The organism is Mucilaginibacter aureus, assembly GCF_053514885.1.
In genome coordinates, this window is sequence record NZ_CP170601.1 from 1,246,434 (window position 1) to 1,269,973 (window position 23,540).

Here is a 23,540-nt window from a genome sequence, read left to right on the forward strand (position 1 = left end):
ATCAACTATTTAACGCCAGCTCCGCAACCTGTTCGCCAACCAGTGTACCCATCGCTACGCCCATGCCGTTGCATCGCACCGCGCAAAAAACATTGGGTTCAACCTGTTTGATGATAGGGTGAATATCTTCGCCAAAACCCATAATACCGCTCCACCAGTAATCTACCTCAAATCGTTGTCCGGGCAAAATAACGTATTGCAGGTAATCAAGTAATTTTTGCTTTATCTTATCAGTGTGGCCAAACCCGGTAGTTTGCTCGGCAGCAAAATCCAGGTTGCGCCCGCCGCCAAACAGTACCCTACCATCAATATTGCGGAAATAATAATACCCCTCATCAAAATGGTAAGTGCCTTTTAGTTTCAGGCCGTCAATTGGTTTGGTTATCAAAACCTGCCCGCGGCCGGGTATTACATCCAATTGCGGAAACAGTTGCTTTGTAAAGGCATTGGTGGCAACAATTACTTTTGTGGTTTCAAAAACGCCTTGCGCTGTTATAATATGGATAGCACGCCCGTGATGCTCAATTCGTTCCACTTCGCAGTTATTCAAAACCAATACACCCAGGCCCTGTGCCCTGGCCAATAAAGCCCGCATCATTTTGCCGGTATGGATCTGCCCTTCACAGCTATTATAGATCATCCGGCTAGCGCCCTTAAAGCCAAAATCTGCAATTTTTTCATTGGCAACTGCATAAATGTCATGCCGGCCAATAACCGGTTTAAGCAGGTTATTCAGGTAATCAATTTGAGCGATACCCTCATCGGCATCAGCCAAATGGTTATCCATAAAAAGCTCATAACCGCCATACTCCTCGTACCCTATGTTTTGATCGCCCAGCTTTTCGCGCAGCTTTTTTAATCCGCGGTACTTGTAGTCAACCATTTGTACAACCTCAGCTTCTGTGGCGTGCTTCAATAGCTCCAATTGTTCAGAAACTGTTCCGAAGCAGGCGAAACCGGCATTTTTTGTGCTGGCGCCGCTTGGTAAAAATCCACGTTCTAAAACCAGCACATTCAACGCGGGCTGTAAAGTTTTGAGTTGCAGCGCCGCATTAAGGCCTACAATACCGCTGCCTATCACTACCACATCGGCTTGCTTTAAAAATGCCGTTTGCTCCCAGTACGAATAATTATGCCCCATTACTGTTTTTACTATTTGGATAATAATCGGAATACTTTTTGAATATATCTATAAAAACAAATACCATGAATAGTTTAACATTCATTACTGCATATATAGGCTATAATTCCGGTTGGTTTTTAATGATCGCCGTTGCCATTGTGAGCTTTTTTGTACAGGCCCGCTTCAGGAGCAAGTTTAAAACCTATTCTGAGATCGGATTGCTTTCAGGCCTTTCGGGACAGGAAGTTGCCGAAAAGATGTTGAAGGACAATATGATCTACGATGTACAGGTGGTCTCGGTTGAAGGCCAGTTAACCGACCATTACAATCCGCAAACCAAAACCGTAAACCTTAGTCCCGGTGTTTATTACAGCCGCAGCGTTGCTGCAGCAGCTATTGCCGCCCACGAATGCGGCCACGCTGTGCAACATGCCAAAGCATACGCCTGGCTAAACTTCCGCTCGTTTATGGTACCGGTAGTCAATACCGCATCAACCCTAACCACCTGGACGCTGATGATAGGCGTATTGCTGCTTATATTCACTAATAACCCGTTTGTATTGGCTATTGGGGTTGCCGCCTTAGCTGTGGTTACCGCCTTTAGCTTTATTACCCTACCCGTTGAATTTGATGCCAGTAACCGTGCACTGGCCTGGCTAAATAACAACTATACCGTAATGAAAACCGCCGAAGAACACGAACAGGCCAAAGATGCTTTGTGGTGGGCGGCCATGACGTATGTTGTAGCCGCATTGGGTTCGCTGGCAACACTGCTATATTATGCCTCGTTTTTATTTAACCGCCGAAACTGATAATAATAGCATACTTGCTTAATATGTCATAAAATATCTATATTTATCATTAGATATAGCCTTTATGAAAAAAGCCGGTACTCTTTTTTGTTTTCTTAGCCTTTATATATTGCTATTTAGTTCGTGCCAAAAAATACCCGGACATACCACAGGTGCGACGCCTGCTGTAACAGCAACCGGTAATATTTCCTTAAAAGTTGACGGAACGTCAATGTCATCAACCCTAAGTATAGCTACTTTATATGTAAGCACCAATACCATACAGATAATTGGCCAGTTGCCCGGTACCCAGGGTATTAACCTGATGGTTGACAATGTTAAAACAGGGACTTTTGATATTGTAATTGACAATCCCATCTTAAGTTACAGCACCACGGCGGCTTATTCCGATACCTTTTTAGGTACTGCGGGAACTATAACCATCACTACATTTACCAGCGATACCATAGCTGGCACTTTCCAGTTTACGGGCACCAACTATACAACCAATACTGTCAAATCAATTACCAGCGGGGTATTCAATTTAAAGTACATCAAAATTTAGATGTTTTGCAGTATCACCGGGTTAATGCGCGAAAAGATTTATCAATTTACGAGTTTTAACCGATCATATCAATTACAAAAGGCCTCCGGATCAGTTATTTATCAGGCTTTTATCAATCAGCTTCCGCCTGCAATCATTACATAAACGTGTTTCGCGGTAAAAGTTATTGTGCCCTTCGGCATCGGCCATTATACAGCTTTTGTTGGCACAATGCGGCAATCCGAAATTATGCCCAAGTTCGTGCACTGCCAGTTTTACCAATTCGGCATCTCTTGTTGCGCCCTGGTGTATTCTGCGGGTCGATACAACACAGGCATCAGCGTTAAGCGTACCCAAACCCATTATACCCCAGTGCGGGTTGCCGTTCTTGCTGGTAAATATATCCTGGTCGGTCAGGCCCATCACGGTGTATGCGCCGTGCTTTCTGTCCGCCAAAAAACTGATCAGGCCATCGGCGTTATAACGTTTCATAGGCTTGTAGCAGGTGGCGGCGGGTAAGGGTATGCTTTTCGCGATGCTGATGTTTACACCGTACACCTTTGTCAAACCAATAGCTATCAACCGGGTTTCCTTATCGGGATAGTTGCCAAAGGGCTGCAATACAATAAGCTTTTTATCTTGTTGCCCGTTACACCCGGCAATAATCAGCAACATATACACCAAAAGGCTTCCCAAAAGTATTTTTTTCATTACCGGGCTAAAAAACTGAATTAAAGCTATATTTTCGAAATTATTGACGTGCCGGTTAAGCCCGCAATACTATTTATACTAATGAAACAAAATTGTAACCTTCTTATCCTCATAATCGCGCTTTTTCATTTTTCGTGTAAGCAGCCGCAAAAACCGCAACCATCGTTTAAAAGTGTTATTGGCATTCATTATACCGAGGTACGCCGTACCTTTAAAAGCGGGGTTATTTTTAACGGGCAAGGATTTCAACTCGCACCCGACTGGCGTTTTACCTTTGTATCTGCCGATTCGATCAATATCTACAGTCCCGAAAAAAAGCGCTTTTTTAACTGCCCGGTAATATTCGATCATGATTCGGTATTCAACATTGCCTGGGCCTGGCTCAAGCTTCGCAAGCTTACTAAGGATAGTATAAAATTCCAGGTGCTGCACGTAGAAAATAAAGTGATCATTGACGACCGCTCCAACCTGTACATGACGATCTACTCCGACGATTATATTAAAAACAAGCTGCATACCGATGCACAAACGCTGCAAAAGCCAACCCGTAAGGATACCTTGTTTATTAAAGCTAAAATTGCCCAGGCAACCCAAATCCCGGATAGCTCTTTTGCCGGCACTGAGCAGCCGGTGCTTAAAAGTAAAAGCCCGCTGCTAATCATTTCACGAGTGGAAGCCCCGGCCGATTCTGCAGAGAGCACCGACCCTAAAGCCGACTATATCAATCCGGAATATAATGTCACGATTAACAAGGCTTATAAAGATTTTCATTATTCGCTTGTTGCTACTGTTGATGCCCTTGGCCAATTGCACTTCTGGAGATCGACGGTAATACCTATTGATAAGGATTTTGAGATCTGGCAAAATCGCATGATGACGGGTATTGTAAACGGTTATTTAAAACTTTATTTAAACATTACGCCCGGTAAAACACTGGGCATACCACACAATAGCTTTGTAATTTTAAACATTACCGGCAGGGCCGGATAAACCCAACCTGTATTTGCATTACAAACAGTTTAAGGCAAGCTGTTACAGTTAAAAATTGTTAAAAATTGCGCCGTGGTGTACAAAAAGCGTAATATTATGGCCTGTAATGCGTTGCATAGGCAAAATTTATTGGGTTATTGCCTTGCTTTGCTATTTTTGCACCAAACAACTGCTACTTGTACTATAATATGAAAAAAAACATAACTATACTTTTTACTTTATTTATTGCATTTATAACCGTTAACGTACAAGCACAGGATGCGCCGCCGGCAGGTAAAAACTATCTTGGTGTTTATATGGGCCTGTCACACCCGTTAGGAGCTTTTAAAAACAGTGATTATTATGACAACCATGCCGGCTTTGCTAAAAATGGTATAACTTACGGTATCAATTGGGCGCACTATTTCAGCAAGCACATTGCCGGTGTTATCGATCTTTCTTTCCAGGATCAGGGGCGCCCCACAACCGATGAGCTGCAGGCTCTGTCGGCAGGTTACAATGCCGATTATAATGCGCAATCCACTACGGTAAGCGTAACATCACGATTCCAAAACTATAATATTTTACTGGGGCCGCAATACTCTTACTTTTTTGGCGATTTTTCGCTGGATGTTGGTGTTTCGGCAGGCTTGTTAAAAAGCCTCAATACTCCCGAGTATGAACTAAGCGTGTATAAAGTTGCTGTGGGCTCCACAAGCGGTACCAGCCAGATCTTTTACCAGCGTAGTTCAAATGCTTCGGCTTTTGCCTATAGCGGTACTATAGGCCTGCACTATAATGTTAGCAGTGGTTTTGGCTTTGCGTTAACAGGTAAATATGTAGGCAGCGAAGGTATCGCTATTACTAACGAAAGCAACCCTTACACAGTTGGCCGCCTGGTTACCAAACAACCTATTGATGTATTGCAAGGTACATTTGGTATCTTCTTCCATTTTTAATTCGCGCCGCTTAATTTTCGCGGTACTCATAAACAATAACCACATTGGTTTTAGGCTGTAAAAAGCATAAAGTATAACCATGTGGTTTTTGCTTTTTATATTCACGGTAATACGAAAAACCGCGATCGCTGTCTGGGATGAACGGGCACACCTGTTTCAGTTTCCAGTTAGCGGGGTATGGCCCAAATTTGTATTTATTTAACAGCGCGGCCTTATCATGGTCACTCACCGAGGCTTCAACATAGGTATCGTGTTCGGTGTAAATGGTTGACCGTAAGGAATAATGACTAATACCCGTAAGCGTCAAAAATAGCCTTTCGGGATAAGTATCCTTATAATACCGCATATATCCATATGCACCACCCGCAAGCAGGATGATGGTACTCAAAGCGATGAGGTAAAACTTTTTCAAGTGATTATTGCGTTAAGTACCCCGGCCTAAAATCGTTATCCACTACAAATATCCCAATCATTTTTTATGTTTTAAAAGTTTATGGGTTACGATCTCTGGCTTTTTCTTTTAGCAGGTCATTGTTGGTCGGGGTTTGCAAATCCGCACTACGCAGGCCTTTATCGCTAATTAAGCACTTTTACTTTGATGCCCTTTTCATTCAAAAGCAATTTCAGATTTTCAATATCAGCAGTGTTAACTTCTTTGATCTTTACAAAGTTCGCCGCCGTTTTACTGTGATATAATAACAGCCAGTCGCTTGTAAAACCTGCCCTATGTAATTTTTGCCATTTATATTCGGATGAAAACGATTCACCACTTGTTTTTATGCCCTCTTCAGAAAACTCATAGGTAATATACTCCTGTAGCATACTATTACTTTTGAATCCTTTTTTTGCAACAAAAAAAACCGTTAAGGGTAATGTAACAGCCATTGTAGCCAAACCAACTCCGAAGCCGTAATAGTCCGAATTGATAATGGTGTAGTAATGAACCATGGACATTACTATAGAGGCAATAACAAAAAGTGCCGAAAATATTGTAATTGCTAATACCCAGTTTTTAGCATAAAGTATTTTAAAATTCAGTTTCCTGAATTCAGGGAAGGTCATTTTAGTAGTAACGGAAAAAGCATTCATCATATGTTTATTAATTGTTTTTTAATTTGTCGTTTTTAACTCAGCTCATTGTTAGTGTTGTCATCGACAACAAAAAACCAACATTACCCGGCCCAGCTTTCCCTATCCAAACTCCTGTAATGTATGGCCTCAGCCAAATGCTCCAGTTCAATAGTTTCGCTATCAGCCAGGTCGGCAATGGTACGCGCTACTTTCAGTATCCTGTCATAGGCCCGTGCCGACAGCCCCAGTTTTTCCATCGCCTTTTTAAGCAGCGCCTGCCCGGCATCGCTGATGATGCAGATCTCGCGCACCAGCTTGGTGCTCATCTGCGCATTGCTGTGCAAACCTTCCTCGGTACCGAACCGTTTGGCCTGTACATCCCGGGCACGTATAACCCGCTCTCGGATCAGTTCGCTTTTTTCGGATAACCTATCGGATGATAGCTCGGCAAAATTTACCGGCGTAACTTCCACATGCAGGTCAATCCTATCCAACAACGGACCCGATATTTTACTCAGGTATTTTTGCACCACGCCCGGCGGGCAAACGCACTCCTTTTCCGGGTGGTTAAAATAACCGCAGGGGCACGGGTTCATGCTCGCTACAAGCATCAGGCTTGAGGGATATTCTACGGATAATCTGGCACGGCTTACAGTAACTTTACGCTCTTCAAGCGGCTGGCGCATTACCTCTAAAACGCTGCGTTTAAACTCGGGCAGTTCATCTAAAAACAACACGCCGTTATGCGCCAGCGATATTTCGCCGGGTTGCGGGTTGCTGCCGCCGCCAACAAGTGCCACATCGCTAATGGTATGGTGCGGTGAGCGGAACGGCCTTACGGTAACCAGCGCATCGCTGGTTGATAGTTTACCCGCTACCGAATGGATCTTCGTAGTTTCTAACGATTCGTGTAAACTAAGCGGCGGCAGTATCGATGGCAGCCTGCGGGCCAGCATGGTTTTCCCCGCCCCCGGCGGGCCGATCAATATCACGTTATGCCCGCCTGCGGCGGCTATCTCCAGGGCGCGTTTGATGTTCTCCTGGCCACGTACTTCGCTAAAGTCGCTGTCGTAATTGTTTACGCTGTTAAAAAATTCCTCGCGGGTATTTACCGTAGTTGGCGTAAGCTGCTCATCGCCGTTAAAAAAGTCGACTACCTCTTTGATGCTTTCAACACCGTAAACATCCAAATCGGCTACTATGGCAGCCTCGCGGGCATTTTGCTTTGGCAGGATGAAACCCTTAAAGCCTTCCTTACGTGCCTGTATGGCAATAGGCAAAGCGCCTTTTATAGGTTGCAAACCACCATCGAGCGATATTTCGCCCATAATGAGATATTTATCCAATTCACCCGCCTCTATCTGCCCGGAGGCGGCCATCATCCCCGTCAGGATAGTGAGATCATAAGCCGAACCTTCTTTGCGCACATCGGCCGGGGCCATATTGACCACCACCTGCTGGCGCGGCATTTTGTAACCGCAATTTTTCAGTGCCGATTCAATGCGGAAATAGCTTTCCTTTACGGCGATATCGGGCAAACCCACAATAAAATATTTTGTGCCAGCGGCTATATTTACCTCAACCGTTATGGTTGTGGCCTCAATACCGTAAACAGCGCTTCCAAAGGTTTTTACTAACACGTATTATTGTTTTGATATATGGCGTAAGTTATAAGTAATCTATAAAAGCGCAAAACCATATTGATATCCGGCGTGAGTAATTTATTGATTACACTTAACTGCCGATTATGCCGTTTAACCTAAAACGCTTTACTTTATGGTAAACTATACACACATGAAAAAGATCAGCTTAGTTTTATTTATAGCCTTCGCGGCGATTAAGACATCGGCGCAAACCATCATCATGGCAAAGGATGCAGCCAAACACATTGGCGAAGACGTTACCATTTGCGATAAGGTATTTGGCGGCAAATTTCTATCCGGCCCCAGCCTTACTTTACTTGATCTTGGCGGCAGCCACCCTAACGAATTATTGAGCCTGGTGATCAAAGGCGACGACCGTAAAAAGTTCAGCACCGCACCCGAAGACAAATTTAAGGGCAGGCAGGTTTGTGTTACCGGCAAACTCATCGACTATAAAGGCAAGCCCGAGATCATGATCACCGATACCACCCAGATCAAGATCGATCCACGGATGTAGACTCTTCAAAAAAGCCCTCTCCGTTAAGAGAGGGCTACAGGTAGATATAGAGTCAAAATTAGATGTCAAATAAATTTCCCTTGCGGGATAGGCGTTAACCCTTGTTCACCGTCTTAGGCGATAAGTCAAACGGCACCACCAGCTTAAAGCTGATGTTACGGCCCATATTAAATATGCCCGGCTGCACGCCCGGCCCCGGGTTGGCGTTATCAAAATACTTCAGCCTGCTCATGTTCGATTGGTAGTTTACATTCCCCAGGTTGGTACCCTCAATAAATAGTTTGATCACAGGTTTACCTGCGGCATTTACCAGGTTGCCGCCAATACCCGCGCTGATCAGGTTATAACCTGCGGTATAGGTTTCTGTACCGTAAGCGGCAAAAAACCTATCCTGTGCACTGTAATGATCAAACCCAACGCTTACATAAACATTTTTAAAGCTGCCAAAGCCTTTATTAAAGTTGCCACGCAGTTCGCTATGGGTATGCAATGGCGGTATAAAAGGCAGGTATTTTAAACTATCCGGAACTTTAGCACCACCGGTACCTTTGTTTTCGCCATAAGTTACGCCTATGGCATTTTCAAAGTGCAGCCACTTGTAGGGGTGGATATCAATATTAGCCTCGCCACCATAAATACGGGCATGGCTTTGCACATAAGTAAACTCGTTATAACCCTGGTTGGTTACCGGTGCGCCGCTGGCATCAAGCACCTGCTGCTGGAAAATGTAATTGTCAATATTGTTATTAAATGCCTCAACACTGGCAGTAACGGTAGGCAGGGTTAAAAACGTACCAATATCTTCCTGTATGCTAAACTCGGGTTTAAAATCGCTGTTACCTACGTGGTAGATCTGCGAACCCGGATCTGGCCCGTTTGCCGACAGCTCAGCAATGCTGGGCGCCCTAAAGCCACGGGCAATATTGGCTTTCAGCAAAAAGCTGTTCGAAAAATTATACGTTGCGCCAAAGCTTCCCGAAAATCCCGAAAAGGTTTTGTTTAAAGCATCAAACTGCTTGGTTACATTGGGTGCCGTTTCCGGACTGGCCCCTGTATATAGTACCGGGTAAAAAGCTTTGGTGGTATCAATATAAGCGGCTTCGCCCGTAAACGAGCGGCTGTCTATACGTGCACCTCCCGAAAGATCGAGCTTACCAAAGCTCTTTTTTACCACAAAAAACGGCCCGATATCAAACTGGTGGTATGCCGGTATCGGAAATTCGGTAGCATCGCCAATGGCATTATTTTGATACTGCCCGTTCACACCCAGTGTGGTTTCGTAATCGCCCAGGTTAAAATTATATTTTACATCATAAGTATAGGTGGACAGATGCAGGTTCAACCCCGGTGTCACATCATCTTGCGGGTGGGTGTACTCGCGGCGGTGGCTAAATTGGTAACCCAGGTTTACCAGCAGCGTACCTTTACCTAAATTAAAGTTACTGTTAGTATAAATACGGTAAAGCTGCACATGCTGGTGCAGCGTTGGTATAGTGTACGAGTTCAGCTCATCGGCCGATACAATAGGCCTGAAAAGATCGGCATCGGTTACCTGTTTGGTAAATGCACGGCTAACCGAATCACGGCTGCCATCAGGTATAGCCTGCTGATCGTCAAATACCGAAGCATTCAGATAGGAGTATCCCCACGATTTATTCAAACCAACCATTACACGGGCATCCTTTTCCTGGTAGTTGGTAGCGTATACAGGACCATCATGTGTGTTTTGATAGTCTTTTGCTGCTTTCGCGGATATTACTGTACCCCAAACCAGGCCATTGTTATTGCCCTGCAGCCTGAACGAGCCGCCAAAAAGGTCCTGGTTGGTACCATACGTTCCGGATACATCGCCCGTTATTTTACCTTCGGGCACTGGTGCGGCGGTAATTAAGTTAACCACACCGCCAATAGCGTCCGACCCGTACGATAAACTTGCCGGGCCCTTGATCACTTCTATTCGGTCAATCGAATTCTGATCTACCTCGATACCATGCTCATCGCCCCATTGCTGCCCTTCCTGGCGGATGCCATCTTCAAGGGTTACTACGCGGTTATAACCCAAACCGTGTATAAAAGGTTTAGATACGTTTGGCCCGGTGGTTACCGCGCTTACGCCCGGCAGGTTAGCAATCTGGTCGATCACGTTACCAGCTGCGGCGTGTTCGTCAATAACGGTTTTACTTACTGCCACCATCGGTATGGGGCTGCGTTTTATTTCGGTAGCTTTTGATACACCGGTTATCACTACTTCAGCGGCTTCTATGGATGATACCTGGAGCTGAAAATCCAATACGCTGGTTTTTGAAAAATCAACTTTCTGGTTAACCGTGCCATAACCTATATAACGCACCTGTAACAGGTAAACGCCTTTGGGTACATGGTTCAATATGTATTTACCGTTCGCATCGGTAACGGTGCCATTGTGCAGATCGGGTATAATAACGGTTACGCCTATCAGGGCTTCGCCGGTGGTTTTATCGGTAACTTTCCCCGTCAGGGTGCCGTTTGCTTCGGGGTCCGAATCTTTTGCCAGAGCCGGAAACAGCGGCAAAAGTAATATATAGAGTAACGCGACTAATTTGAGTTTCATTTTTGTTGTATCATGATCAAATGCCCTGTCGGCTTAAAAGCTTTTATCCTCATACGGTGGGATGATGGTACATTTACGATTAAAAAAGGTGATGATTAACTTGCCTCTTAACATTTTTAGACTGGCCTTAAGCACAACGCTTATACCGGCTAAAACTTTAAATGAAAGTTAAGCACGTGGCGGAGAACGCCCTGCCGAAAGGATAAGCGCGATGCCAATATAATCGTGCTGGCATTTGTACTGTGTTTCGCTGATAGTGTAGTGCGGAACTACCGGCACATCGCTGAACAAGGCAACCGGTGTATGGTGCATCATATCGCACACATAACATTTTTCGGCTACGGTTGGCTGTGGAAATTGTTTTGATACCTGGTATATCCGTTGCTTATAACCCGGTACATGCTGGTGTGCTACTGCCATTAACTGACCTGTTACAAAACAGATCAACACGATCCAGGCGAACGTAATATGGCGTGTGTAGTTTTTCAAAATTAATTGAATGATATCAGCATTAACTCAGTTTAATTCACATCATAACAATCGATTTGCTATTAAACTGCTAACAAAGATAACTTATAATTTTAAATTTTATTTTTTAACTCGCATTGCGACAGTAACATTTTTGTGAACATTTGTTGGATATGACAGGATGATGATAATAGCATGCGGTAGCTTAACCTGTCCTTTATGCCCGCGAACACATAGGTATTCTTCGGTATTTTCATTGCGAACCATAACGCCCCTCGCAATGATGTGTGAAGTTTGGGGGGTATTTGTCGGTATTTTTCACAACCTTTTTATGCTTTCCTTCATTCCAGCGCCCTAAAGCCAATTTTCCGTTTCCCACACCCATTAAACACATAGGTATGCGATGGGTATTACATGGGTATACCCATGCCTCCTAAATCCGGCGCAGCAAAGTAAATATAATCATTTTGCACCGTTTTTAAAAGTTTTTGGCTGTATTTATATAAGTCTATTCCCATCAAAATCAGCTTTGATCAAGCGTTTTAAAAAAGTATTTTTAATTGTTTTTTAACGGTGTTAAATAATTTAACGTAGTTAAAAATTAAAGTAATTGACCGAATTTATGCCTTCATGTTATTGTTTAAGCGTTTTTAAAAATTACAACCTAACAACGTTAAATTATCTAACATTATTAAATATTACGATGAACGCTCGGTCTGAGCAACAATTACATCATGTGTGCTGAAAGCAAAGCGCATATAAAAAAACACCAATGACCAATGAACTAATGACTAATGAACTAAACACTATATTTGCCCTATGACACCAGCGCAGGTAAATATTAAATGGAAAGAACTGCAGGAACGCCTTGCTGCTTATTTTGATACTGATACACCCGACATTAAGGTAGTACTGTTTCTCATCGGTGTGCAGGAACTGGGCAAAGGGCCAAAAAAATTCAGCAAGCGGCAAAAAGAAGAACTGATGCACATTGCCAATTGCCGTCTTTTTAGTAAACTTGGGTTTTACGAGCTCGAAGGTTTGGATCAGGATGGCTGGCCGCACTGGCGGTTGATAAACCCCATACCCGCCTATACCTTGCTCGAGCAGGAAATGATCATTAAATCGTTAATGATCGACTACTTTGACGAAGTTTTTAATCCATAATATGAAAAGATTTTTTACCCTGTTATTGTCGCTCACTTTTATGGCGGCAGCTTTTGCCAAAGCACCCAAAAACCAATACGTGCGTATCAAAACCAGTTACGGGCAGTGCATCATCCGCCTGTATAACGAAACGCCCAAACACCGCGATAACTTTATCAAACTGGCCAAAGAGGGTTATTTTAACGGCACCTTGTTTCACCGGGTTATCCAGAATTTTATGATCCAGGGCGGCGACCCCGATTCAAAAAATGCCAAACCGGGTATCGAACTTGGCAATGGCGGGCCAAAATATACCATTCCTGCCGAATTTAACGACAGCATTTATCACAAACGTGGTGTACTGGCTGCCGCCCGCGATGATAATCCAGAAAAAGCGTCAAACGCTTCGCAATTTTATATTGTGGAAGGCAAACGTTATACCGATGCCGACCTGGATAAAACTGAAAAGCTGCCCCGCTTTAATGGCATGAACTATAAAATACCGGCATCGCAGCGCGAAACCTATAAAACTGTAGGCGGCACGCCAAGTCTCGATCGTAACTATACCGCCTACGGCGAAGTGGTTACCGGTATCGACATGGTCGACAGGATAGCCGCGGTACCTAAAGATAACCGCGACCGGCCAACCGTTGATGTACCCATGACGGTTGAAGTACTAAGCAAACGGCAGTGCAAGCAACTGGATAAGCTATTGGGATTAAACAACTAATTAAACCTCAACGCCGATTAAGAATGGGCTGAGTCAAATGTCATTTTGTTGATATGTATTGTACCCGCAGCATTGTCATATTGTGTGCCGGTTACATGGTGATAATTGGCTTCTTTATTAGAAAACGTATTTTTTTCGATCATATCATTTGTACCAATAACCACTAACGCGGGCCTCTCCCATTTTTTTTTATCCATTGTCATAAAGTTTTCAAGTTTGGGCGATACGCCAGGCATGGTTTTATAAAAATAGCATCGCAATAATCTGTAAAGATTTCGATATTCGCAATTCAACATTCATCATCCGGTATTCAAAAAAATGAAGATCATTACCTATAACGTTAACGGCATCCGCTCGGCAATTACAAAAAACTGGTTCCAGTGGTTACAGGCTACCGATGCCGATGTGGTTTGCCTGCAGGAAATAAAGGCTACACCCGATGTTTTAACTGATTTGCTGCTGGTTGAGCAAATGGGCTACGAGCATTACTGGTATCCCGCCGAAAAAAAGGGGTACAGCGGTACAGCTATCTTCACCAAAAAAACGCCAAAGCATGTCGAGTTTGGTTGCGGTATCAGCGATTACGATCGCGAGGGCCGCAATATCCGTGTTGATTTTGATGACGTATCCGTAATGAGTGTTTATTTCCCATCCGGCTCAAGCGGCGATGAGCGGCAGGGTTTTAAATATCGTTTCCTGGAAGAGTTTGGCGCTTACCTGCACCAGCTAAAATGGGCCTATCCCAACCTGGTGGTATCCGGCGATTATAACATCTGCCACCGCCCCATCGATATCCATAACCCAAAATCAAACGCAAACTCTTCCGGCTTTTTACCCGAGGAACGTGAGTGGATGGAAAATTTTATTCAGTCGGGTTTTGTAGATACCTTCAGGCACGTTAATAAAGAACCGCATAATTATACCTGGTGGAGCTTCAGGGCAAATTCGCGCGCCAAAAACCTGGGGTGGCGTATTGATTATAACATGGCCACAGCCCCGCTTGAACATTTGATCAAACGTGCGGCTATATTATCAGAGGCACGCCATTCCGATCATTGCCCGGTACTGCTCGAGCTCAATCTGTAAATATTGCCTTCTGTGTGAGTTGATTTATCGGGAGCTTCGTAATAGCCTCCGCCCAAAACACGCACACCGCTGTTTTTAGTATCCAATACATAATACCGCCTTAAACAATTAAGGCAGATATATCTTTTTAGTGGCAACCAAAAAAACAGGTATCGCGCAAGTAGTCCCCGCCTTACGCGTTCTTCAAATTCAATATGGCATTTCCGGCAACAGGGACGCCGACCATGAGTATCATTTTTCATCCGTAAGAGGTAGTATGGATACTTATACGGATGTCCGGTGATTAGGTTTCAGGAAAAGATAAAAAAAATTGTAATTTGAAATAATTTGTCCAATAACAACATGTAAAGTTTCAACAGGTCAACATTATTTTAATTCAAAGTTTACGAAATTAATGTTATTTGTACCTGCTGCAACGCTGCCCGAATAACTACCGTCCACTATAAAGCTGTTTACAAACCAGTTAGCGTCCGATCCTATCAATGCACGGTCAATACGATGTTGGCCATCTGTGCACGGAATCAGTTTCATATCATCATCAATGCCTTTTCCGGTCGCTTTTAACAGCGCCTCCTTACGTGTCCATAATCTATAAAAAGTTTCGAGCGGGTTTTCTGATTCATCAATAACACTTATTTCCTGCCGGTTAAAAGTATGTTCCAAAATATCCTGATACGGAAACATAGGCTCTAAATTCTCCACATCAATACCAACAGGCATTGCTGCGATGGCTATCAAAACATCATCGCCCGAGTGGGTTGTATTATAGTGGATATCTAAGCCCCCTGTATTTTTAACAAATGGTTTTCTATTGGGACCGCTTTCAAATACAATAGTTTTAGCATCAGTCTTCAAATACCGGCTTAACAAAATACGCAAAGCGCCCCTGCTTACCACGAACCTTTCGTGGTCATTGGGATAGTGATAGCGCCCGGCCCGGGTATGCTCATCCTTACTAAGCAGTTCTTTAAGATCGTTTATGGCCACTATCCATTTCGGGATCGATATCTTCCACACATTAACCTCATCTGAATTAAGCTCGCACTCGGCGCTATCTACCCAGTTGATCGGGTTGATATGAACGCAGGTTATAATTGGGCGCATTAATTATACAATTTCATTAGGTTCTGCAAAACGTTGTAAATTAATCAATTAGACAGTTTAAACGAAAGATTTGAATCCAGGGTTACTCCATGCAAAATATTCCTGCATTTTATTCATTTAAAAACGATCTGTCAAACTATATTATTACTTCGTTTGTTTACCCTGGTATGGAAGATCAACGCACAACCCCGGCAGCCGACGAGTTCAACATCACACCCATCGTTATCAAAGAACTGGCACTTAACAGCGCCAAAATGGATGTGATATTACAATTACAGGTCGAGATACTGGGCATACTACAAGCCCGCGATCGATCGGAAATATTTGCCGGTGTAAACGAAAGTATTAAGGAATTAACGCTGGAGTGGTACGTACAAAACAGCATTAAAAAATAAGCCCTCTCTTTTCGGAGAGGGCAGGGTCGCTATCTTTGAGATTAGGGGAAAGTGTAGTAAACGTTTAACCCTGGCGCGGTTGGCGTTCTTAGGCTGTTACGGTTAAAGTATTGCCGCTAATGCTCACGGCATATTTTTGCAGCGGTGCAGCTGCAGGGCCCAGTATCACGCTACCGCCTGTACTAAACTCGCTGCCGTGGTTGGGGCAAATAAAAATACCCTGTGATGTATTGTAGTTTATCGATGTACCTTCGTGGGTACAGGCAATTTGCACTGCGGTAAATGAGCTGGCCACATTACCCGCAGCCAACCTTACCAATATCACACCATTTGCGGCTTTGGTTTGTCCCACGCCGGTTAGTTCGCTACCCAGGTCGGCGGTAAATACCGTCCCGCTTCCTGCAGCCGGGGCTCCGCTTCCCGATGCTTTTGCATCACCACCTTTTGAGCATGATCCAAAAGCGCATCCAACACACACTGCTGCTACACCAATGCCCAGTTTCGATAAAAACTCTTGTCTTTCCATTGTCTTAGTATTTAGTCGGCTCTTTCTTTTTCGGTTTTAGATCAAACATCCGCGATATGGTAAACCCCAAACGGAATTGCCCTTTGCCCCAGCTTTGTTGCGTAGCGCTCAGACTGTTTATTTGCGATATCGAGTTTGCATTGCTAAAATTTATCGTAAATACGTGACCTCCTGTTTCTTCTTCTATACCAAAACCCAGTGGGTCGTAAAAACCATGGTCGGTGTTGCGGTAGTCCGAAAACGGATGTTCGTAATCAACCAAAATGCTCATATGTTTGGTCACCTTTAAGCGGCCCGCAGCCGATAATGCTACAAACTCCTTCTCGATACCGGTAATTAATGGCAGTGGTGTGTTATCTTTTACATAAATTGGCGCTACCACTATCGAAAGGCCCGGGGTAAATTTGCGCGAAAATATGGCCTCGGCAATGTACGACATGCGATCGCCAAAAGTATTGTATAAACCGTAACCGTAAGGGTGTACACCCGCACCGCCCAATAAGGTAATGGCAAGCGGCGAACCGCCATTGGTTTCCTGATGTAAAACCGCATATTTAACCTGCAGATCTATTAATTGCCCTATGGTACTGCGGCCCAGATCAATATTAAAATTATCAGTAAGGCCGTATTCAAAACCAATGTAAACATCGTTAACCCGGTCTAAACCAAAATCGGTTTGAGCGCCGCCATCCGCAGTACCAATGTTACCAAAGCGATGTATCACCAAAAAGTTAAGGTTATTCTTTTTTACTGTTTCGGTAGTTTGCGAGAAGATCAGACGGGTTGCCTTAAAAGCAGCGATCACGGGTTCGTTCTTTTTATCACCGGCATTTAAGCTGTTCATCAGCGAATCGGTATTTTGTGCGCTTACGCCTGTCGCGGCAAGCAACAACGCAAAAATCAGGGCATACTTGTTCATGTTAATTAGTTTGTTGAGTGATTATTTAAGGTTATTTTTTATACAGATCGTACGTTGCCGACACCGTTATTTTAATGGTTTCGGCAATGTTATGAAATACAATGGTGGGTATGGTAATTTTATGATCAACGCACTTTACCATAAACTCTGACGACAGGCTTACCACACCGCCTTTTACGGTTATAGTGCCGGTTATAGTGCGGTTTTGAGCCACGCCGTGCACGGTTAGCACCCCAACGGCATTAGCCGGGTATGAGCCGTCTTTAGTTACATCCACTGTTCCGCTTACTTTACCCTTAAAGGTTGCGTTGGGGTATTTATCGCTCTCCATGTAGTTTTCGTTAAAATGCTCCTCCATCAGGCTTTTTTGAAATTTAAACGAACTGATGGGCAGATTAAAAGCAATATCGCCCGTGGCCGAATTATATACCGATGTTCCTTTTTCAGATCTTGCTTCAATATCTTCTATAGGTGCTTTTGAAAAAAGTGTTATCTGGGCGTTTTTACAAACGTATGTGCCTTGCCCCGCCTGGTTAAATATACTTAACCCTGCAAGTAATATTAAACTAATGATTTTCATATTGGTTAGCGTTTTAGTGTATTAATGTTCCAGCTTAACCCTACCGATAAACCTGTTGATTGTAACTTAACCTGGCCATTGCCAATATCGGTTAACGGTAGTTTCATGTACGGCTGCACGGCCACGCTTAGTTTCGAATTAAGCTGCCGCTGATAAGTGGCATCAAGATTAAGCACCCCAAAAAAATGACTATTTTTGTTAACTACACTTACATCACTAAGCCAATATGGATTGGGGTTAGGGGTTGCATAGTTATAGTGATATTTTTCGCTCAGCATAATGTAGGTTGACAAACCCGAGCCAACGCTGAATGAATTTCGTCCTTTTTGGGCAAACTTGTAATCGATATTGAGTGGTATATCCAATACCCGGCAATCAGCATTAACCGATTCGGGGTTAACTTTAAAGTTATAACTGGTATGGTAGTTATAAAACTCGGTATTATATGGTGTTTTGGCATATACTGCACCTGTACTTACTGTAAACCTTTTACTTAAACCCACCGAAAACAAAAACCCACCGGTGGTACCCACTTTACTATCGCCAAAAGTACCCACCCCGTTAAGGTTTGACGAAGCCAGCACGGTTAAAGCATATTGCGGATGAAAACCCGACAGGCTTTTGGCCTTCTGCTGTACAGGGTTCGGCGCGGTATTAGGTACGATGTTAAAACCATTAAATGCAATGTTTTTATTCAGCTCGTCTTTTCCAAAAACCCTCGTATCAACCGCGGCCAAAGTCCCGGCCGATCGATCGATAGTCGTGTTGTCCTGCTCTGGTCCGGCAGCGCGGCCGGCTTCAACAGCAGATAAGGCTAAGAACGATTTGTTATTAGTACTACCGTGGCTGGCGTCACCATTTACCGGTAGCCTAAGTTTTTTTGTGAGAACTGCCTGTTGCTGTGTCAGCCGGTCGTTTTTACCGGGGTTAACTTGATCATTAGGAGTTATATTTGGTTTGGTTATTACAGGTTCTGTACCGTTTAATTCTTTCGGTGTTTGTTTATTAATAGTTTGGGTAATTTGTTTCGGACCTTTGGTGTTTTTTACCCCTGTCCCTAAAAATTGCCAGGCTAAAGCCAGTATTAAAGTTGCCGCTATGCCGCTTACCAAAGGCAGCCAATAGATCACACCGCGCCTTTTCTTTTCGTCAAGCATCGCTTCAAGGGCATCCCAATCGGCCTCGCGGTAATTTTTATAATTACCGGGCTCTTCGAGCCCTTGTTTAAACAGGTTATCTAATTCCTCTTCCGTTTTCATCACCTTATTCCATTGTTAAAATAACCACTATTCATTTCAGATGTACTAATGGCTACAATAGGCGAATAATTTAATCCGTTATATTTACCACGACCGGTATTTGCTTCCGATTCTGAATCTAATATCATTTGTTTAAGCTTTTGACGTGCTTTATGTAAGTTTGATTTTGATGTGCCTGCATTAATGCCCAGCATCTCGCCAATTTCATCGTGGCTGTAACCATCAATTGCAAAAAGGTTAAATACCGTGCGGTAAGCCTGGGGCAACTTTTGCACCATTGCCAAAAGGTCATCGTAATTCAATTTCCTGTCGGCAAACTCACCGTCGCTTAAATGCTCGGCTTTATCCAGGTCATCGCTATAAGCCATTTTTAAATTTGCCCGGTAATAATCAATAGACACATTTGTCATAATTTTACCCAGCCATCCTTTAAATGGGCGCGCAATATCATAGGTTTTAATGTGTGTAAATACCTTTAAAAAACCCATGTTCAATACTTCGGCGGCCTCATCCCTGTCGCCGGTATACCGCAGGCAAATCGCCATAGAAAAACCGTAAAATGCTTTATACAGCATTTTCTGGCTTTTCCTGTCCTGCTTTATACAGCCACCTATTAGTTGATATAACTCTTCTTCGCCCATATGGGTTATAACCTGTTAGCTCTCTTAATTTTACCTTATCTGCATACATCACGTTAGGGCACAATAAAAGGTTGCCTAAGTATGTTAAAAAAATTTGCAAATAAGAAAATGCTGCTGATTATCAGCGATTTGCCTAAAAACATAAGACATCCCCGCAAATACAGTTATTTAATTGCGCAAATATTTTCACCCTCAAGCAACCTTTTGCACATCACTTTCGTGATTGTTTTACAAACGCTTATTGATATGATACCTGTTTCGGTTGTTATTATAACTAAAAACGAGGCTGAAATAATTGCCGCTACCTTAGCCATGGCCCGGTTAATTACCAACGATATTGTTGTGATAGATAATGGCAGTACCGACGGCACATTAGATATTGCAGCAGCATACGGGTGCCGGGTATATCAAAAACAGTGGGATGGATATGGTGCCAACAAAAATAAAGGCATTGAGCTTGCGCAGCACGATTGGATATTGAGCCTTGACGCTGATGAAGTAGCCGATGAAGAATTAATACGATCGATAAAACGTTTAAAACTCGATAACCCCGAAATAGTTTACGATATCCGGTTCCGTTCATACTTCGGTAAAAAGCTCATTCGTTTTGGCAAATGGGGCCGCGATCATCACGTGAGGCTGTTTAACCGCAATATGGTCAGGTGGATCGAATCGCCGGTGCACGAAACGCTCGTTCCGCCCAACAGGGTAAGGGTAAAAAAACTAAGCGGGCACCTGCACCATTACTCGGTAAACAACAATACAGAGTGCCGCAATAAAGCGTTGCATTATGCCAAACTGAGCGCCCAAAGCTGCTATAACAATAATAAGCGCGCCACGTTTACCAAACTATACCTGTCGCCGGTGTTTAACTTTGTTAAAAACTACATCGTCTACCTGGGCTTTTTAGATGGCAGAGAAGGCTGGTACATTGCCCGTTCGGCCATTAAACACACCCGGTTAAAGTATTATTTTTTGAAAAAGATGGAGCAGGGTAATAGCCTTAAGCCTTATACGCAACCAAATCTCACTTACACCTATTCAGCCGAGGTTAGCTGACCTGTCCGTGTTTTAAAATCCTTTGATAAAAATCAATATTCAGCGTTGCTATTTTTGCGATATCGAATTTATCGATAACTGTTTCCCGCCCCGCCTTTGCCAATCTTTCCCTATCGTGAGTTGCTGTAAGTAGGTATACCATGGCAGCGGCCATCTGTACAATATCATCCGGATCTACCAATAAGCCATTCATCTCATTTTCTATCAGCTCGGGGCCCGATGTTCGGTTTGAGTTAATAACTGCCGTACCGCATAACATCGCCTCTAAGGGCGCCAACGCAAAAGCCTCTGCATACGACGGGAATATGCTTATTGCCGATGCCGATAAATGCCGGTATAGCGTTTCGGTATCTACATGGCCCAAAAACGTTACGGTGTTGCGGGCGCTATCGCTCAAATACTGTATTACTTTTTGCTGGTCGCCTTTGCCCAATATCAACAGCCGTGCATCGGGGATGCTTACATTTACCATATTCCAGGCTTTAGCCAATTGATATATACCTTTTTTTTCCATCAGGCTGCCCGTAAAAATAACCTGACTAGTATTCCTGTGTTCATTGCTGAGGGGCACATTTGTATTAATACCATTGTGCAATATTTCTATCGGTTTATCATACCCAAACCAGGCAGCGCTTTTTTCAGCGGTGTATTTACTTGCACTGCTTACAGCAGCGGCCTGTTTTAAAATTGCCTGCTCCATTTTGATGGCGTTTACCGCGATGGGCTTATCGGCCAGGTAAGCAAAGTAAGTCATAGAACCATTCATTTTTACAACCACCGGCACCGATAACTGAGGGAAAGGTACATACCCGCCGCAAAATTTAATATAATCGTTATAGTCGGGCATTTCAACAATGTCGATCTGGTTAGCCGCTATCAGTTGTTCCAGCTGATGCTGATAAACCGGCAGGCTTTTTTTGATATCACGCTCTAGCAGACCGGTTATTTTGAGCAGCATCCGCACAATGCGAACAAGCAGCCAGTCGCGGTGCTCAAACCATTTCCCGTCCATCCCAAGCCTGAAACGGTAAACCTTTACGCCCTCATCAGTAAACTCATCGGCACCGCCATAACCTAAAGGGTACAAACCAGCTACAACTACCTTGTGCCCCATTTTGGCCATTTGCCGGGCCAATAATTGCACCGATGTACCAATGCCGCCATGCTGGCCGGGGGGATATTCATCGCACAGGTAAAGTATCTTCATTGAGTTAAAAATTGTTTAAAATTAACCAAATGTTGTTTACTAATCTGTCGGGATATAATACCAACCGCAACATAAGCGCTTATCGCGATAAGCAGTTGAAAAACACAGTTGAGCGGTAGCCGGCTAACTAAAAAGTAAATGACAGCCGCAGATACAATACACCACAAAATTGGCTTTATCGAAATACTCATCATTGTTTTACGTACCAGGCTATAATACAATATGCCCTGTAAAACGGTAGTCAGCAAAAAGGCTGCGGCTGCGCCCAGGCCACTTAGTTGAGGTATCAAAACCAGGTTGAGCACGATATTTAACACCGCACAAACTATGGTTATGGTGCTAACCTGCTTATACTTTTTAGCACTAAAACTTACCGACCACAGCAAATTAATCAATAATTGCAAGGGCATGCACACCGACAGCAGCAAAAACTGCAGGGCATTGGTATCACCGTATTTGCCATGGGTGATCAAACCAACCACCGGTACCCACAAAATATTAAGCATTAAGGGTATCATCACCGCGAAAAACATTTCAACAGTTGCAAACGAGTTGATCTGCTCACGGCTCTCTTCAACAAGCCGGTCATTCGTACCCATTAGCCGGGCGAGTCGTGGTAAAATAAGCGGACCAATAACCAGCATGGGCAGCCGGGCCAGTTCAAATGCGCGATAGGCAAAACTGTAATCGGCCAGTACCACATTGGTGGTTAGCAGGCCCAGCAGTATCCAGTCCATCCGCGATAAGCTGATATCAAAGATCACCGAAATATATTGTGCCGATGCCTCCTTAAGTAATTTGGTATAGGCTTTAAAACGGAACTTAAAATTAAAAGTGGTTTTACTGATCACATAAACAAACAAGCAAACCAGCTCAAACATGGCCGAAACGATCAGGATAATAATAACGCTGTTGATATCCAGCCAGCCAGCCTGGAGCAGCACACATACAGCGGCTATCTTACACAGGTTACTTGCTAAAGCAATAACGCCATAAGGTGTGAACTTTTCTTTAGCGTTTAAAAATTGTTTTAAGGGTACGGCTATATAAACCAGGCCCTGTGCAGCAAAAAACCAGGGCAGGTAATGGGCCATACCTGCAACATTTCTCAATAGTAGTAATAACAAAAGTGTAACCGCAAATCCGGTTATGGAGTGCACAAAAAAAGCCATCCCTGCCCAGTCGGATCGCGTTGACGCAGCAACCCGGCGTACCACAACCTGCTCCAGCCCAAAACCTAAAAAAGTAGTAAGCAACAGGCAAACGGCATTCATCCAGCTAATAATACCGAAATCGTTTTTTGAAATGTAAACCGAGATCAAATAAAAGAATAAACTACCCAGTACCTGCACCGCCAAAGCCTGCATTCCGGAGGATAGTACGCGTACCAATAGTTTGTTTTTTGCCAACCGCTTATGCTGCTTTTAGGGGTATACGTTAGGCTGCTCTTATTAAGTTGCCTTCGCGCCACAATAACATCAAATATCAGTAAAAATGCACTG

The 23,540-nt window shown here is 43.7% G+C and carries 26 protein-coding genes; 10 read left to right on the forward strand and 16 right to left on the reverse strand.

Annotated features, from left to right (window positions below; translation table 11 throughout):
* Position 1: 1 nt before the first annotated feature.
* Positions 2 to 1,141: an NAD(P)/FAD-dependent oxidoreductase gene (locus tag ACFGVR_RS05195; RefSeq protein WP_448701589.1), complete on the reverse strand. Its 1,140-nt coding sequence runs from the start codon at positions 1,139 to 1,141 to the stop codon at positions 2 to 4.
* A gap of 65 nt (positions 1,142 to 1,206) precedes the next feature.
* Between ACFGVR_RS05195 and ACFGVR_RS05200 the strand changes: the two genes are divergently transcribed.
* Both ACFGVR_RS05200 and ACFGVR_RS05205 read left to right on the forward strand, forming a co-directional pair.
* A complete protein-coding gene (locus ACFGVR_RS05200) occupies positions 1,207 to 1,935 on the forward strand; it encodes a zinc metallopeptidase (protein ID WP_448701590.1) in 729 nt (242 codons plus the stop codon).
* A gap of 64 nt (positions 1,936 to 1,999) precedes the next feature.
* A complete protein-coding gene (locus ACFGVR_RS05205; RefSeq protein ID WP_448701591.1) occupies positions 2,000 to 2,479 on the forward strand; it encodes a DUF6252 family protein in 480 nt (159 codons plus the stop codon).
* 90 nt (positions 2,480 to 2,569) lie between these two features.
* On the opposite strand, the gene ACFGVR_RS05210 is transcribed toward ACFGVR_RS05205, so the two are convergent.
* Entirely contained in the window at positions 2,570 to 3,169 is a 600-nt protein-coding gene (locus ACFGVR_RS05210; RefSeq protein ID WP_448701592.1) for a matrixin family metalloprotease, read from the reverse strand.
* Between the two features lie 81 nt (positions 3,170 to 3,250).
* Here ACFGVR_RS05210 and ACFGVR_RS05215 point away from each other — a divergent pair, with 81 nt between their 5' ends.
* Together ACFGVR_RS05215 and ACFGVR_RS05220 are read left to right on the forward strand one after the other, a co-directional pair.
* A complete protein-coding gene (locus ACFGVR_RS05215; protein ID WP_448701593.1) occupies positions 3,251 to 4,159 on the forward strand; it encodes a hypothetical protein in 909 nt (302 codons plus the stop codon).
* A gap of 188 nt (positions 4,160 to 4,347) precedes the next feature.
* Positions 4,348 to 5,097 (forward strand): hypothetical protein, encoded by a 750-nt coding sequence (locus ACFGVR_RS05220; protein WP_448701594.1) that lies wholly within the window; start codon positions 4,348 to 4,350, stop codon positions 5,095 to 5,097.
* A gap of 10 nt (positions 5,098 to 5,107) precedes the next feature.
* Here ACFGVR_RS05220 and ACFGVR_RS05225 read toward each other — a convergent pair whose 3' ends face one another.
* The 3 genes from ACFGVR_RS05225 to ACFGVR_RS05235 all read right to left on the reverse strand — a co-directional run bounded on the left by ACFGVR_RS05225 (position 5,108) and on the right by ACFGVR_RS05235 (position 7,808).
* Entirely contained in the window at positions 5,108 to 5,509 is a 402-nt protein-coding gene (locus ACFGVR_RS05225) for a hypothetical protein (RefSeq protein WP_448701595.1), read from the reverse strand.
* Positions 5,510 to 5,673: 164 nt separating this feature from the next.
* Positions 5,674 to 6,189, reverse strand: coding sequence for a YcxB family protein (locus ACFGVR_RS05230; RefSeq protein ID WP_448701596.1), 516 nt, complete (start codon positions 6,187 to 6,189; stop codon positions 5,674 to 5,676).
* 80 nt (positions 6,190 to 6,269) lie between these two features.
* Positions 6,270 to 7,808 (reverse strand): YifB family Mg chelatase-like AAA ATPase, encoded by a 1,539-nt coding sequence (locus ACFGVR_RS05235; protein WP_448701598.1) that lies wholly within the window; start codon positions 7,806 to 7,808, stop codon positions 6,270 to 6,272.
* 154 nt (positions 7,809 to 7,962) lie between these two features.
* Here ACFGVR_RS05235 and ACFGVR_RS05240 point away from each other — a divergent pair, with 154 nt between their 5' ends.
* Entirely contained in the window at positions 7,963 to 8,328 is a 366-nt protein-coding gene (locus tag ACFGVR_RS05240) for a hypothetical protein (RefSeq protein WP_448701599.1), read from the forward strand.
* Between the two features lie 94 nt (positions 8,329 to 8,422).
* On the opposite strand, the gene ACFGVR_RS05245 is transcribed toward ACFGVR_RS05240, so the two are convergent.
* Both ACFGVR_RS05245 and ACFGVR_RS05250 read right to left on the reverse strand, forming a co-directional pair.
* On the reverse strand, positions 8,423 to 10,918 hold the full coding sequence (locus ACFGVR_RS05245) for a TonB-dependent receptor (protein ID WP_448701600.1): 2,496 nt from the start codon (positions 10,916 to 10,918) through the stop codon (positions 8,423 to 8,425).
* Between the two features lie 168 nt (positions 10,919 to 11,086).
* Positions 11,087 to 11,407 (reverse strand): hypothetical protein, encoded by a 321-nt coding sequence (locus ACFGVR_RS05250; protein ID WP_448701601.1) that lies wholly within the window; start codon positions 11,405 to 11,407, stop codon positions 11,087 to 11,089.
* A gap of 798 nt (positions 11,408 to 12,205) precedes the next feature.
* On the opposite strand from ACFGVR_RS05250, the gene ACFGVR_RS05255 reads away from it, so the two are divergent.
* Both ACFGVR_RS05255 and ACFGVR_RS05260 read left to right on the forward strand, forming a co-directional pair.
* A complete protein-coding gene (locus tag ACFGVR_RS05255) occupies positions 12,206 to 12,553 on the forward strand; it encodes a hypothetical protein (protein WP_448701602.1) in 348 nt (115 codons plus the stop codon).
* A 1-nt stretch (position 12,554) separates the two neighbouring features.
* Positions 12,555 to 13,262: a peptidylprolyl isomerase gene (locus tag ACFGVR_RS05260; RefSeq protein WP_448701603.1), complete on the forward strand. Its 708-nt coding sequence runs from the start codon at positions 12,555 to 12,557 to the stop codon at positions 13,260 to 13,262.
* A gap of 17 nt (positions 13,263 to 13,279) precedes the next feature.
* Here the strand turns inward: ACFGVR_RS05260 and ACFGVR_RS05265 are convergent, their stop codons facing one another.
* The gene (locus ACFGVR_RS05265) at positions 13,280 to 13,459 is read right to left on the reverse strand and encodes a hypothetical protein (protein WP_448701604.1); all 180 of its coding nucleotides are present in this window, start codon (positions 13,457 to 13,459) and stop codon (positions 13,280 to 13,282) included.
* Between the two features lie 121 nt (positions 13,460 to 13,580).
* Between ACFGVR_RS05265 and ACFGVR_RS05270 the strand changes: the two genes are divergently transcribed.
* Positions 13,581 to 14,348 carry an exodeoxyribonuclease III gene (locus tag ACFGVR_RS05270; protein WP_448701605.1) on the forward strand — a complete coding sequence of 256 codons (768 nt, stop codon included), beginning with the start codon at positions 13,581 to 13,583 and terminating at the stop codon, positions 14,346 to 14,348.
* Positions 14,349 to 14,714: 366 nt separating this feature from the next.
* Here the strand turns inward: ACFGVR_RS05270 and ACFGVR_RS05275 are convergent, their stop codons facing one another.
* A complete protein-coding gene (locus tag ACFGVR_RS05275; protein ID WP_448701606.1) occupies positions 14,715 to 15,452 on the reverse strand; it encodes a 4'-phosphopantetheinyl transferase family protein in 738 nt (245 codons plus the stop codon).
* An 89-nt stretch (positions 15,453 to 15,541) separates the two neighbouring features.
* On the opposite strand from ACFGVR_RS05275, the gene ACFGVR_RS05280 reads away from it, so the two are divergent.
* Complete coding sequence (locus ACFGVR_RS05280) at positions 15,542 to 15,847, forward strand: hypothetical protein (protein WP_448701607.1); 306 nt, start codon at positions 15,542 to 15,544, stop codon at positions 15,845 to 15,847.
* An 88-nt stretch (positions 15,848 to 15,935) separates the two neighbouring features.
* Here ACFGVR_RS05280 and ACFGVR_RS05285 read toward each other — a convergent pair whose 3' ends face one another.
* From ACFGVR_RS05285 to ACFGVR_RS05305, 5 genes are read right to left on the reverse strand one after another with little or no spacing between them, the layout of a single operon-like run.
* Positions 15,936 to 16,373, reverse strand: coding sequence for a QcrA and Rieske domain-containing protein (locus ACFGVR_RS05285; RefSeq protein WP_448701608.1), 438 nt, complete (start codon positions 16,371 to 16,373; stop codon positions 15,936 to 15,938).
* Between the two features lie 4 nt (positions 16,374 to 16,377).
* The gene (locus ACFGVR_RS05290) at positions 16,378 to 17,292 is read right to left on the reverse strand and encodes a DUF5777 family beta-barrel protein (protein WP_448701609.1); all 915 of its coding nucleotides are present in this window, start codon (positions 17,290 to 17,292) and stop codon (positions 16,378 to 16,380) included.
* Between the two features lie 31 nt (positions 17,293 to 17,323).
* Entirely contained in the window at positions 17,324 to 17,872 is a 549-nt protein-coding gene (locus tag ACFGVR_RS05295; protein ID WP_448701610.1) for a YceI family protein, read from the reverse strand.
* Positions 17,873 to 17,877: 5 nt separating this feature from the next.
* Positions 17,878 to 19,131, reverse strand: coding sequence for a hypothetical protein (locus ACFGVR_RS05300; protein WP_448701611.1), 1,254 nt, complete (start codon positions 19,129 to 19,131; stop codon positions 17,878 to 17,880).
* Complete coding sequence (locus tag ACFGVR_RS05305) at positions 19,131 to 19,772, reverse strand: RNA polymerase sigma factor (protein ID WP_448701612.1); 642 nt, start codon at positions 19,770 to 19,772, stop codon at positions 19,131 to 19,133. Before ACFGVR_RS05305 ends, ACFGVR_RS05300 begins: the two co-directional genes overlap by 1 nt.
* Positions 19,773 to 20,018: 246 nt before the next feature.
* On the opposite strand from ACFGVR_RS05305, the gene ACFGVR_RS05310 reads away from it, so the two are divergent.
* The gene (locus ACFGVR_RS05310; protein ID WP_448701613.1) at positions 20,019 to 20,831 is read left to right on the forward strand and encodes a glycosyltransferase family 2 protein; all 813 of its coding nucleotides are present in this window, start codon (positions 20,019 to 20,021) and stop codon (positions 20,829 to 20,831) included.
* On the opposite strand, the gene ACFGVR_RS05315 is transcribed toward ACFGVR_RS05310, so the two are convergent.
* The gene (locus tag ACFGVR_RS05315; protein ID WP_448701614.1) at positions 20,824 to 22,038 is read right to left on the reverse strand and encodes a glycosyltransferase family 4 protein; all 1,215 of its coding nucleotides are present in this window, start codon (positions 22,036 to 22,038) and stop codon (positions 20,824 to 20,826) included. The genes ACFGVR_RS05310 and ACFGVR_RS05315 overlap by 8 nt on opposite strands.
* Positions 22,035 to 23,447 (reverse strand): oligosaccharide flippase family protein, encoded by a 1,413-nt coding sequence (locus ACFGVR_RS05320; protein WP_448701615.1) that lies wholly within the window; start codon positions 23,445 to 23,447, stop codon positions 22,035 to 22,037. The genes ACFGVR_RS05315 and ACFGVR_RS05320 overlap by 4 nt, the downstream gene beginning before the upstream one ends.
* Between the last annotated feature and the right edge of the window lie 93 nt (positions 23,448 to 23,540).